Annotated in this window: 10 protein-coding genes; 2 read left to right on the forward strand and 8 right to left on the reverse strand. The window is 40.3% G+C overall.

The window, feature by feature from the left end:
* Window positions 1-23: 23 nt before the first annotated feature.
* From BR30_RS0108155 to BR30_RS0108175, 5 genes are all read right to left on the reverse strand, one after another.
* Window positions 24-1,778, reverse strand: coding sequence for an ABC transporter ATP-binding protein (locus tag BR30_RS0108155; RefSeq protein WP_035445230.1), 1,755 nt, complete (start codon window positions 1,776-1,778; stop codon window positions 24-26).
* 189 nt (window positions 1,779-1,967) lie between these two features.
* The gene (locus BR30_RS0108160) at window positions 1,968-3,584 is read right to left on the reverse strand and encodes an ATP-binding protein (protein WP_026564598.1); all 1,617 of its coding nucleotides are present in this window, start codon (window positions 3,582-3,584) and stop codon (window positions 1,968-1,970) included.
* Between the two features lie 131 nt (window positions 3,585-3,715).
* Window positions 3,716-5,131, reverse strand: a complete 1,416-nt coding sequence (locus BR30_RS0108165; protein WP_026564599.1) for a sigma-54 interaction domain-containing protein — start codon at window positions 5,129-5,131, stop codon at window positions 3,716-3,718.
* 127 nt (window positions 5,132-5,258) lie between these two features.
* Window positions 5,259-6,044, reverse strand: a complete 786-nt coding sequence (locus tag BR30_RS0108170) for a 3-hydroxybutyrate dehydrogenase (RefSeq protein ID WP_026564600.1) — start codon at window positions 6,042-6,044, stop codon at window positions 5,259-5,261.
* A 53-nt stretch (window positions 6,045-6,097) separates the two neighbouring features.
* A complete protein-coding gene (locus tag BR30_RS0108175; protein WP_026564601.1) occupies window positions 6,098-7,531 on the reverse strand; it encodes a GntP family permease in 1,434 nt (477 codons plus the stop codon).
* Window positions 7,532-7,959: 428 nt separating this feature from the next.
* Between BR30_RS0108175 and BR30_RS0108180 the strand changes: the two genes are divergently transcribed.
* Together BR30_RS0108180 and BR30_RS0108185 are read left to right on the forward strand one after the other, a co-directional pair.
* Window positions 7,960-8,274 (forward strand): winged helix-turn-helix transcriptional regulator, encoded by a 315-nt coding sequence (locus tag BR30_RS0108180; protein WP_026564602.1) that lies wholly within the window; start codon window positions 7,960-7,962, stop codon window positions 8,272-8,274.
* Window positions 8,275-8,291: 17 nt separating this feature from the next.
* A complete protein-coding gene (locus BR30_RS0108185) occupies window positions 8,292-9,212 on the forward strand; it encodes a DsbA family protein (RefSeq protein ID WP_026564603.1) in 921 nt (306 codons plus the stop codon).
* Window positions 9,213-9,294: 82 nt separating this feature from the next.
* Here the strand turns inward: BR30_RS0108185 and BR30_RS0108190 are convergent, their stop codons facing one another.
* The 3 genes from BR30_RS0108190 to mglC form a co-directional block, all read right to left on the reverse strand.
* The gene (locus BR30_RS0108190; protein ID WP_035445232.1) at window positions 9,295-10,758 is read right to left on the reverse strand and encodes a PstS family phosphate ABC transporter substrate-binding protein; all 1,464 of its coding nucleotides are present in this window, start codon (window positions 10,756-10,758) and stop codon (window positions 9,295-9,297) included.
* Window positions 10,759-10,901: 143 nt separating this feature from the next.
* Window positions 10,902-12,137: a Zn-dependent hydrolase gene (locus BR30_RS0108195; protein ID WP_026564605.1), complete on the reverse strand. Its 1,236-nt coding sequence runs from the start codon at window positions 12,135-12,137 to the stop codon at window positions 10,902-10,904.
* A gap of 303 nt (window positions 12,138-12,440) precedes the next feature.
* Window positions 12,441-13,463 (reverse strand): galactose/methyl galactoside ABC transporter permease MglC, encoded by a 1,023-nt coding sequence (gene mglC, locus BR30_RS0108200; RefSeq protein ID WP_035445234.1) that lies wholly within the window; start codon window positions 13,461-13,463, stop codon window positions 12,441-12,443.
* Window position 13,464 lies beyond the last annotated feature (1 nt).

The following is a 13,464-nucleotide window of genomic DNA, read 5'->3' on the forward strand; positions in this document are numbered from 1 at the left end:
CGCTCCTCATCCCTTTCCACTTATTAAGCAAGTTCGCTGATTCGTAATTGCTGTTCGGCAAATTCACGATATAAGGAGTGAGTTTGGACTAGTTGTTCATGCGTGCCGCTGCCGGTTATTTTCCCCTTATCCAAAAAGATAATTTGATCAGAATCAATGACGGTGGACAAACGATGCGCAATCACGAGTGTGGTCCGTCCCTTCATTAAATTCTGTAATGCCTGTTGGACTACTTTTTCAGATTTGCTATCAAGACTAGAGGTCGCTTCATCTAACATCAATAGTTTTGGGTCCCTCAGAAAGGCACGAGCTATTGCAATTCTTTGACGTTGACCACCCGATAATTTAACCCCTCTTTCGCCCACTTCTGTATCATATCCATTCGGCAGCTCGGCAATAAATTGATCGGCAAAGGCCATTTTCGCAACCCTTCTTAAATCGCCCTCGGCTACCTGTTTTTCCATTCCATAACATATATTATCGCGAATGGTTCCTGCAACGATCGGGCTTTCCTGTGATACATAGCCAATTTGACTTCTCCAAGAAAACAGTGAGAAGTCATTAATAGGCTCCTCTCCAAGACGAATCGTTCCTTGCTGCGGCTGATAATACCGCTCCAATAATGAGAACAGTGTCGTTTTTCCGCTGCCACTTGGACCAACAATTGCGGTTACCTTGCCTGCCTCTACGGAAAAACTGATATCTTTTAGCACGGATTCCCCATTTTTATATGAGTAATGCAGCCGCTCAACCTTTATGGATTGATTCATATTATGGACATCTTTCCTGGAATCATCTTGTTCCTCATTCATATCAATGATGGCGATAATTCGTTCGGTCGCACCGGTTGCCTTTTGAAATTGAGTAAAGAAGGCGGCTAATTGCCCCATCGGCATGACGATTTGAAAAAGATACATGATAAAAGCAACTAAATCACCCGCCATTAATGCACCTGAAGATACTCTCATTCCACCAAATCCTAGAATGACGACTAGTAATACCATGATTACTAAACCAATCAACGGAGAAATCAGCGCTTGAATTTTTGCCTCTTTCAACCCATATTGAAACAACTTCGTAATACCGTTTTTACCATTCTTATATTCGATTTCTTCCGCATTCGAAGCTTTGACTAGGCGTATTTCGGATAATACTTGCTGAATGACGGAGGTAAAATGTGCAGTTTCGGTTTGCATCCCTTTGGACACCTGATGCATCCTTCTACCAAGTGTCATTAAAATGACTGCTGCAAGCGGCAAGGCAATAAACATTAACAAAGCCATCTTCCAATCCAATAGCAGTAAGACAATAATCGAGCCAATGATAGAAATGGTCCCTGATAGAAAATTGGCAAGATGGTCAGTTATTAAACCTTTCACCACTGCTGTATCATTGGTCATTCGGCTGACCGTTTCTCCTGTTTGATTTTCATCATAGAACGGAATAGGTAAAACGAGCAGTTTCCTCCATAAACGGTCTCGAATCCCGGCCACAACCGATTGGCCGATATGATTTAATAAATAGATGGATATCCCGCTTGCAACGGCTTGAATGATGAGTGCGCAAACTAGAAGAATGATTCTTCCTGTGCTTAACGAGCTAAGAGAAAAATCATTGATAAGATTTTTGGTGAACAATGGGACAAACAGCCCCACCAAGGTGGTTCCTACACTTAATAAAAGAGCAATACCCAAGAGCACTTTAGACGGTTTGGTATGTTGAACCAATCGAATAAACTGCCGCCAGCCCTTTTCGTTCTTCACATCTGACATAATCATTTACATCCTCTCTATCAAAAACACACTTAAATTTCTTTTACTAATACAGACTGCATTATACAAAGAATATATGAATTGAATATGAACATCCAAAAGCGGAAGCGTAAAAAGGTGTCAGGCACCACCCGTGGACAAATGTCCACGGGTGGTGCCTGACACCCAATTGTACACTCAATTGACACCCAATTCTCAACTTGCTGATGGGAGTTTTATTTCAACGTTGGTTCCTGCCTTTTGTTTACTGCTAAATGTAATGCTGCCATGGTGTTGTTTAATGATTTTATGGCTAATCATTAGGCCAAGGCCTGTGCCTTTTTCTTTCAATGTATAAAATGGTTCTCCTAATCGAGGAAGTAATTCTTCCGGAATCCCGCATCCCTGATCCTGAACAGAAATAATACATTCATCATCTGGCCCCTTGCGAAGGCGGACAAGAATTTCTCCCCCTTCTTTCATTGCTTCCATCGCATTCTTTAAGATATTTAGGAAGACCTGCTTTAATTGATTTTTTTCACAGGTAATATAGTAGGAGGATTCTTCAAAATCCAGCTTCATTTGGATATTACTCATCAATGCCTCAGGGGCTAGAAGTTCAAGCGTATCTTTAATTAATTCAAGGATATTCGTCCGGTCTAATTGAACTGCTTGCGGTTTCCCTAAAGTTAGCAGTTGGCTGGTAATGGTTTCAATCCGATTTAATTCGCTAAGCAGCAGGTCATCAATCGAATTATCCCCTCTTTTATTAAGTTGCATGAAACCTTTTATGGTAGTAAGTGGATTTCTTATTTCATGGGCGACCCCTGCCGCTAACTCCCCAACGATCGATAGTTTCTCCGACCGAAGTAGAATTTCTTCTGCTTGCTTACGTTCTGAAATATCCCTGCTAATAATCACGATTTTTTCGACAATCCCCTCTTCACCCTTAACAGGCACACAGTGTGACTCGAAATGAAGCCATCTTCCGTCTTTGTGCATCATCCGCAATTCAATGGATTGCGATTCTTTATTTTCAAACATCAACTTTATCGTATTTTTAAACAAGTCCACTTCATCCCTATGTATTAATTGGTATTTTTCCATTTTTTCTAGTTCACAGCATTGATACCCTATAATACTCTCATGTGAAGGAGATGCGTATATAATTGACAGTTCTTCATTTAATACAATGATCAGGTCTGAAGTATTCTCAGCGATAAGGCGGTATTTTGCTTCACTTGCCTCTACCATCCTATACATATCTGTTAACCTATTATTTAATCTATGCAGCTTTTCATAAGACTCAATCAGTAATGCGCCAATGATCACCCCTAACATCACAAATAACAAATATTGTAAATGAAAGATAGGGTTATCAATAAATATCTTAAAAGTAAAGACCATAATCCCATAAATCACAGAATAGCCAGCAAAAAATATGATGATTTTTTTGATAACCGTTAAGTATTTAGTATAGAAGTAAATAATTGAGAAAACAAACATCATCAATCCCCAGCCAATAAGAACTGGTTCCCATTGACCGCTTGTCCACAGTCTTGCGAGTAATGAAAACAGTCCAGTAATTAATCCTGCGAGTGGCCCGAGGTACACAAACATGAGTATAATAGGGGCATACCTGATATCGTATGAATAGCCTTGCTGCTGGAATGACAGTATAACGAGCAGTACGGAAACTACCCCCGCATATACAGACGTCCAGAAGCGAGCTAGTTTAAATGGCTTATGCTTAATGAATGAGGAGATGACTAAAGGTGTACTAACCAGTAGTGAAAAAATTGCAAGATTAAAAATATAGTCTAACAGGATCATTATGCTTCCACCCAATCTAACTGTTTTCGAAATATTCCCTCTTATCATAAACTAGAGTCGTGACTATTACCATAGTAATAATACGCTTTCAAAAAAGGGAATAATATCTCGTTTACACAGGGGAATTGTTACTATTTAATAGCGTACAATTTGCACTTTTCATAAAAACTAGTTTTCCCAATTTCAAGTAGTTTAGCAGCTTCTTGCTTATTGCCATTCGTTACGTTTAATGCATTTATCATTGCTTCCTTTTCCGCCGCAGCAAGTGTTTCTCTTAATGATGTAACTGGTAATGCCGCTTTCATAGCTGGTTGATTATTCTCGTCTGAACTATCATGATTCGTCTCCAGCTCCATGTCACGCAAGTATAATGGCAGATGGGCAACTTCAATTGTTTTTCCATCTAAGACATTGATGGACCGTTCTAATACATTCTCAAGTTCCCGGATGTTTCCTGGCCACGAATGCTGCATTAGTCTTACTTTTACGGAAGCAGACAACTCGATCCCTTTACGATAAAATTTCCCCTCTAATTTTTTCAATAAATTTTGGGAAATAAGCGGAATATCCTCTTTTCGTTCTCTAAGAGGGGGGATATCTATTTTGATGACATTTAATCGATAGTACAAATCCTGACGAAATGTTCCTTCCTCCACCAACTTCTCTAAATCACGGTGTGTAGCGGCGATAATGCGGACATCTACAGCTATTGACTTCTGTCCACCAACCCGCTGCACCTCTTTTTCCTGCAAGACCCTTAAAAGCTTACTTTGCATCGAAAGTGGCATGTCTCCAATTTCATCTAGAAATAGTGTCCCATTATTAGCAATTTCGAACTGACCCTTTTTGCCGCCTTTCTTTGCCCCTGTAAATGCACCATCTTCATAACCAAACAGTTCCGATTCTAATAAATGTTCTGGTATTGACGCACAGTTGATTGCAATAAAAGGCAAGGAGGCACGCATGCTGCTATTATGAATGGCATGTGCAAATAATTCCTTTCCAGTACCTGACTCCCCGATCAATAAAACGGATGAGTTGCTTTCGGAAATTCTTTCTGCCAGTTTTTTAGTTGCTATAAACGCAGCGCTATTCCCAATTAAATGGTTGAAATGGTATTTACTTGTTAGCTCTTTTTCAGCTTTTGTTTTATAATATTTTAATTCTTCAACAAGTCCCTGTATTTTCGTTTTATACATTCGCCATTCTTCTGGTGTGCGAAACATGACCGTTCCCACCGCACCGACAACTTTTCCATCCTCAATTATTGGAAGACGATTAGCAATCATTTCACTGCCATTGATGGGATGAAGAGCAGCAAGCTCTTTTTGCCCTGTCTTGGCGACGATGTGCATACGCGAGTTTTGAATGACATCCTGTACAGGCCGGTGAACGGCATCTTTCACGGTAGTTCCTAAAAACTCGCAATATGCCTCATTTATATAAAGAATAATCCCTTCGTGATCTACCACGACAATTCGTTCCGCTATTAGATTAATAATTTGCTCGTACCAATTATTAGGAATCCTCTCAAAACCAGGATACATTCTTTTCCCACCTTTACCGTTTTGATATAACCATTATACCAAACGGATTCTTTACTTTAGAAACTAGATTTTTTCTCATACAATTTGAAAATCCTATTCGAATACTCGAATAGGATTCCGCCTTACATTATTGAGCCGTGTAGCCTCCATCTAGAATGACCGCTTGGCCGGTAACGCCTCTTCCTTTATCGCTTGCTAGAAAGACAGCATAATCAGCAATTTCTGATACCGATAATAGCCTCCTTTGCGGAACCAGCGGGAAGAGTACTTCTTCAATGACCCGATCTAGGCTGACATTTCTTGTCTTAGCCAAATCTCCTAATTGGTTTCTGACAAGCGGCGTATCGACGTAACCGGGACATAGAGCATTGACGGTAATTCCATCGGCTGCGCCTTCCAATGCAGCAACCTTGGTTAAACCAATGACACCGTGCTTGGCACTATTGTAGGCTGCCTTACCAGCAAACCCAATGACACCATTAATGGAAGCCATATTGATGACTCTTCCAAAGCCTTGTTTCTTCATGATTGGGAACACATTTTTAATCCCGATGAAGGGACCCGTTAACATGATTTTGACCAGTAATTCAAATTTTTCAGTAGGAAACTCTTCAATTGGTGAAACATATTGCATTCCTGCATTATTGACTAAAATATCAATGCTCCCAAAGGTTTGATAAGCAGACTCAAGACTATTTTTAAATGCTTCCTCGTCTGTTACATCACATGGGGCTGCTAGTGCTTCAAATCCTTGCTCCCTTAGTTCGGAAGCCACTTCTTCACTCTTACTGGCATTTAAATCAGAGATGACTACTTTTGCACCTTCCTCTGCAAAGGTCTTTGCAATTTCTAATCCAATCCCACTAGCAGACCCGGTAATAAATGCTGTTTTTCCTTCTAATGCCTTGCTCATCCGAGCATCCTCCTTAATAACTAAAAAACTATGATTCTAAATTTGGATCGCCATTAAATAATCCCAAATAAAGTGTAGAGACCGATAACAAAGAAAACAGCCACTGTTTTAATGATTGTAACAGCGAAAATGTCGCGATATGATTGCTTGTGTGTTAATCCAGTTACAGCGAGTAATGTAATAACAGCACCGTTGTGTGGAAGTGTATCCATTCCACCCGATGCCATGGCAACAACACGGTGCATGACTTCTGGTGGAATGTTCGCTGCTGCAATTGCTTGATTGTATTTATCAGCCATCGCGCCTAATGCAATTCCCATACCACCCGAGGCAGATCCAGTAATCCCTGCAAGGGAACTAGTTGTAACCGCACCGTTAACGAGCGGATTTGTAAAGGTGCTGGAAATTCCATCACTGATTTTTGTAAATCCAGGGAGAGCAGCAATAACCCCTCCAAAACCGTATTCTGCTCCTGTGTTCATGGTGGCAAGTAAGGCTCCGGCAATACTTAGGTTTAATCCTTCTTTAAAGTTTACCTTTACTCGCTTCCAATCAAAAGCAAGTGATGTAATAATCCCAACGACTAGAGCCATTTCAATTGCCCAAATCGCGGCAACAGTCGGAACATCTACTACATACGCTTTTAGACCAATTGCAGAAAAATCAAAACCGTTCGGATACCATTTTGGAATGTATGTGATGAACAGTTTATTGGTAACCCCTACTAAGATGAGCGGTACAAACGCCATAACTTGTTTTAAAACAGACTGTTGAGATGTTAAATCTGGAACCGCTGTTTCCTTTTGATTGGCTTCAGCCAATGCCGCCGCATTCTCTGTTCCAAACCCAAAGTACCCTTCTCCTGCTTTTGCTGCCTTTTTCCTACGTGTTTCAAGATATAAGAGCCCTAGGCCTAAGACAAAAATAGCACCAATAATTCCAAGAGTTGGAGCAGCATAAATATTTGTTTTAAAGAATTGAATTGGAATAACGTTTTGAATTTGCGGTGTTCCCGGCAGGGCATCCATTGTGAATGTGAAGGCACCAAGCGCAATCGTCCCAGGGATTAAACGCTTCGGGATATTAGCTTCCCTGAACATTTGAGCAGCAAACGGGTAAATAGCGAAAACAGCTACAAATAAACTTACACCGCTATAGGTTAAAATTGCGCCTAATAATACGATGGTTAGCATCGCACGTTTTGCACCAAGCCAGCGGACAATTGTCTTAGCAATGGATTCTGCAATCCCTGACATTTCAACCACTTTACCAAAAATCGCTCCTAATAAGAAAACCGGGAAGTACGATTTAATAAATCCGACCATTTTTTCCATAAACACTCCGGAAAAGAACGGTAATACGTGGCTTGGGTCTACAAGTAAAACAGCTAAAAGTGCACAGATTGGAGCAAATAAGATAACTGAAAAACCTCGGTAGGCAACAAACATTAATAGCCCAAGCGATAAAAGAATAATAAATAATTGCATTTAAATCCCCCTTGTAAGTTTAGTATAAGCCCAGATACCTCAGGAAAGCGATTACAAACTGAAGTTCATTTTTAGTAAATGCAAGTTCCATGCCAAGGCTAGCACGTGAATTTTTAAAAATATTAATTTTCAATATTATCACACAATTATTATACTAAATTAAAACTATGTAACCAATAATCGCCTTCGTTTGGATTTTTAATTCCGGAATTCCGGAAATTAATGACTATTTCAATTCCGCAAAAGCGGAATTTTCCGTATTTTTGGAAATTATTCTAATACGTTTAAAACGCTAGAGATATGCCAATAAAAGGTTTGCAAGGGTAAACTGGAAATGGTAGTTACTTAGAAAAAATAAAGTATACTTTTTATACTTGATATATTTTTTATATCATATATACTTAAAGCATATGATTGAGGTGTGTATATTGGAAATTTGCCCTTATTTGGAGTATTCATTTGAAATATTAGGTAAAAAGTGGAATGGATTAATTATTCATTACCTTTCCCTCTGCCCTAACGGTCAAGCTCATTTTTCAGAAATCAAACGAGATTTATCAGATATTACACCACGGGCCCTTTCAATAAAACTGAATGAGTTGGCGGAGTTCGGGTTAATTGAAAAAAAAGTGACAGCAGGAACACCCGTCCATATTTCGTATCTACTTACCGAAAAAGGGAGAGCCTTGACATCAGCACTTGGCCCGATCCAGCAATGGGCACAGAATTATAAAAAACAATAAGGAAGAGAGGACACTCTATGACTAACAAAATGGTTTGCGACTTAGAAACAGGTGTATGCGGAGAAGCAGGGGATAACGTAATTGAGACAATAGATTTGAACAAACCCCAAAAGAAAATTTCTCTTTATTATATAACGGATCCCATCTGCTCTCACTGCTGGGCGCTTGAACCCGTATTACGTAAATTTGAAGAACAATTTGGACATTATTTTGACTTGCATACAGTGATGGGCGGATTGCTTGAAAGTTGGGATGGATTTGCTGACGTGGCCAATGGCATCGGCAGCCCTTCAGATGTTGCTGGACACTGGCGAGAAGTAGGAGAGTACTCCCGGATGCCAATTGATGGGACATTATGGCTTGATAATCCAGTTCAATCCTCATTTACTCCCTCACGTGTGTTTAAAAGGGTTCAACAAAAAGATGAACAACTGGCACGTACTTTTTTACGCCGGGCGAGGGAAGCGGTTTTTGCCTTTAATCAAAACATCGGGGATGAGCAGGTATTAATTAACATTGTTAATCAAATTGGTCTAGATGGGGAACAAGTTGTGAGAGAATCCGGTCTTTCAGACGGCCACGAACTTTTGAATCAAGACTTTGCACTTGCTAGAAGCCTTGGTGTGCGCGGATTCCCAACGGTCATTATGGTAAACGAAGAGAATAAAGGGGTCAAAATCGTAGGATCACGCCCACTAGAATACTATATTAAGGGGCTTGAACAGATATTAGAAGGAACTGAATCAATTAAAGCACAGACACCTCCGTCACTTACGAAAATACTTGAAAAAGAACGGTTACTATTCGCAAAGGAAATCGAGGTATTGTATGACCTGGAACCTGTTGATGTAAACTCATACATCCAAAAAGAGCTTCCATCCAATTCTTATGAACTGAAAGAAATTCTTGGCGAAACCTATATTTTCAAAGAGTCCTAAAAAGGCGGACTATTAGAAATAGGAAAGCGAAGAGCATATTCATGTGCTCCTCGCTTTTTTGCGTTACATGGTAAATGGTTTCCTAATCCTTTGTTATTTGTATATAGCCAATCTCTTCAACAATTTCTTGGCTTTGTGGTCCCTGCATCCATTCCAGGAATGGCTGGATAGATAGCATTTTTTTGTTGTCCTTTACTGTAATCGCATATAGGGAGGCCGTGAATGGGTATTTACCGCTCGCGATGTTTTCAGGACTTGGTTCAATCCCATTAATTGCTAACAGCTTGATGTCTGTGTTGGCCTTCATTCCTGTCGCAAAGAACCGAAACGAAAAGCCAATTGAATTGTCATAGTTTCGGTAGTCGGCTACCTGTTCGATAATCCCGCCCATCCCTTCAGGTACATCTTCTTTTAAAGGCTTCATGATTGGCGTATTCCCCATAATTTTCTCTAAAAGTGTTTGACTCCCCGAATTTTTTGGACGTTGAAAGGCAATAATTTTCTCATCTTTGCCACCAAGCTTTGACCAGTTTTTAATTTTTCCAGAGTAGATACCTTTAATCTCTGAAACAGCTAAGTTATCAATCTTATTATCTGGATTGACGAAGAAGACAAACGCTTCCTTCCCTATTGGGGTCATGACCAGTTCTTTACCTGCCTTTTTCGCCATTTGCTGCTGTTCTTTTGATGGCTCTGCACCAAAGTAAATATCGACATCCCCTGTTAAAAGCCGCTCATAGGCATAAATGGTATTAGTAAAGGTGACGACTTCCCCATATTCTTGATACACCTTTTCAATATTTTCATAGGCTGCATTGGCAAAGGCGGAATAAACCGGGAACGCAGCTTCTGCTCCATCTAATATAGGCATTTCACTTGGATTTTTAATCGTGAAAGTTGAAGCAGTTTTCAACTTCGGCAGGATATTATCTGGATTATTCACATCATAAGGATAGAGGTCTGTACTAGAATATCCTCCTCCATATTCAAATCCATAGGATGGCAGGACCGTTTTACTGCGATGCCATTGAACAGCGGCACCAGTACCGATTCCAAGCATAAATATCATTATCACTGACAGCAAGCGCTTTTTCTTGAAGGTCGGGAGCTTTCTCACCTTTAATACGGCAAGCGCTGCTCCTAAAATAAAGGAAAGCTCGTATGCTAATGGGGCCCCCAGAAATAATCTTCCTTCTCCCATAAGCATGGCAATAAAATAGTTTGGCGCGTAGACCAAATGAAAAATACTATAACCCAACCAAGCATCCGCTCCGTAAAACCCTTTGCTAATTAACATAAATAGGGCCCAAAGTGCCGCCGTATAGGCAAGCGGAACGAGAATAAGGACCAGATAGTCCTTTAAGTTTTCCTGCTTCAAGTGCTTCTTGCTTACTAGGAATCCGGTCAAACACCCTGCAACAATTAATCCAGGTAGTGCGGCAAGCAAAGTATTATCAAACTCAGTCATAATTGCGAATGCGAAAAAGCTAAAAACTAGTGGTACGATCCCAAAATACAACAATAAGAACTTTACTATTTTCTCCATGTCCCGCTCCTTTTTGATGGTTTTTCCGATAAATATAATTTAGTGTAATTTTACACTTTTATCTCACTTTTTACAATATACTTCTAGATAGAAAAAAGACCTTTTCGCATCGCGAAAAGGTCTTCCTTAAAATCTACCATTAACTATTTCGACATCATGGTTAAAACCGTATCCAATAAAACATTAATCCCCTTCTCGCAATCCTCCCAGGTCGTCAATTCTTCTTCACAGTGGCTTTTGCCGTTAATACTCGGAACGAACAGCATCGCAGTAGGCACGAAGTTAGCAATGAACTGAGCATCATGTCCTGCACCCGAAACCATTCTTCGATTAGAATACCCGAGTGACTGTGCGGATTCTTCAAATAGCTGACAGATTTCTGGTTCGAACCAAACCGTGTCCCGCTCCCATAATTTTGTTGTTTTTACCTCACAGCCTTCATGAAGTGAAGTTAAATTCGGGAGTGATTCGATAAAGTTTTTAACCGTACGGACAATTTCCATATCCTTATGTCGAGCTTCTAGGGTAAAGACAACCTTATTTGGAATGACCGTATGGATGCTTGGGTACACGTTTACCCTGCCAATCGTGAAAACTAAGTCTTCATCTAATACTCCTAACCGCCTGCGAATTTCATTGATTAAGTTATTAGCAGCAAACAGGGCATCTTTTCTCATATTCATTGGGGTGGTGCCGGCATGATCAGATTCTCCTGTTACTTCAATCTCATAGCAGGCCATTCCCACGACACATTCGACAACACCGATAGAGAGGGCCTCTTTTTCAAGAATCGGGCCTTGTTCAATATGAAGCTCCAAAAGGGCTGTCGCCTCTTTCAACCGATTCTCTACTTCCCCTTCGTATCCGCTTGCCTTTAAAGCCTCACCAAAGGTTACTCCCTCTGAATCTACCTTTTTCAACATAACTTCCTTATCAAATTTACCAGAGAGCACCCCTGATGCCATCATGGATGGTTCAAACCTGGCTCCTTCTTCATTTGTAAAATTAACGATCGTTATTGGGATTTTTGGTTTAATCTGATTCTCGACCAATGTCCTAACAACTTCTAAGCCAGCGACAACTCCTAATACACCATCGAAACGGCCGCCTTTTTTCACCGAATCCAAGTGAGAGCCCATAAGAATTGGCGGTTTATCTTCAGTCCCAGCCAATGTCGCATACATGCAGCCCATGTCATCAACCGTGACTGTCAGCCCTAACTCCTCGCAGCAAGAACGGAAATAATCTCTTACCCGAATATCTTCCTTTGATAACGAAAGCCTTGTGACTCCATTATTTTCTGTCCGGCCAAAGTTTGCAAATTGTTCTAATGTCGTTTTCAGTCTTTCTCCATTAATCAATAACTTTTGTCGCTGCATGATTAAACACTCCCCTTTTTTTAAATGAGATTAAGTGCATGTTATTTGGTTTAATAAATCACATGGAGGATAAAAACGTAAATTTGCTGATTTTTGTTATGAAGCAGTGATGGGACCTAAAGTTAACTCTCAGTAAGATATGTAAATATTCAGTCAATATATTCATTATACACCACGGCCAAGCCCTGTCATTAGACAGAACATAAAATCTCACACACAATTTGTTTGATAGTTTGTATGAAAAAAGGTGTCAGGCACCGCTCGTGGACAACTGTCCACGAACGGTGCCTGACACCAGCAAACTTATTTTTTCTTTGCGTGTTTACGCATGTCGAAGGCTACTGCTACGACGATGATTAGTCCTTTTACGATGAATTGGATGTATGGACTTACGCCAAGGAAGGCTAGACCGTAGTTGATGATTTGGAATATTAATACCCCTGTTACGACGCCTGGTACAGATCCGATACCACCGGATAGTGATACACCACCGACTACGCAGGCTGCGATAGCATCGAGTTCGTACATGTTTCCTGTATTGTTTGTCGCACTACCAACACGTCCTGCTTCAAGCGTACCAGAGAAGCCATATAATAGACCGGCAATCATGTAGATAATGATCAGGTTTCTTGCCACGTTAACACCTGAAACCTTTGCTGCTTCAGGGTTACCACCGATAGCATACATGTTTTTACCTAATTGTGTTTTATTCCAAATAACCCAGATAACTGCAGTGGTTATAATTGCATAAATGACTAGATAGGGAAGTTCATATGATCCAATTGGAATCCCACGTTGGGCAAATGTTGTAAATTTTTCACTTAATCCACCGATTGGCTGTGCACCATATGGCGGGCGGTCAAAGTAAATCGAAGTGATTCCGTATACACCAATCATCATACCTAATGTGGCAATGAAAGGCGGTACGTGTAATTTAGCGACAATCACACCATTTAGTGTTGCAATTAAACCCGTAGCAATCATTGCAATCAAGATTGGTACAATTAGTGGCAATTCAGGAAGGTTCGGATACATTTTATAGGCATAATCACCCGCTTGCAGCATAGATGCAGACACAACGGCTGCAAGTCCGACCATCCGTCCAGCGGATAAATCTGTACCAGCGGTAATCAGAATTCCTGCCATCCCGAGTGCAATAATGATACGGGAAGAGGACTGACTTAAGATATTGATTAGATTGGTTACTGATAGAAAGTCAGGAGAAGCAATTACGATTCCAATGACAAGTAGGATTAAAAAAACATATATCACATTATCAAATAACAATTTGGTTATACTGCCTTTTTGTGTAGCTGATTTATTCATT

The organism is Bacillus sp. UNC41MFS5, assembly GCF_000686805.1.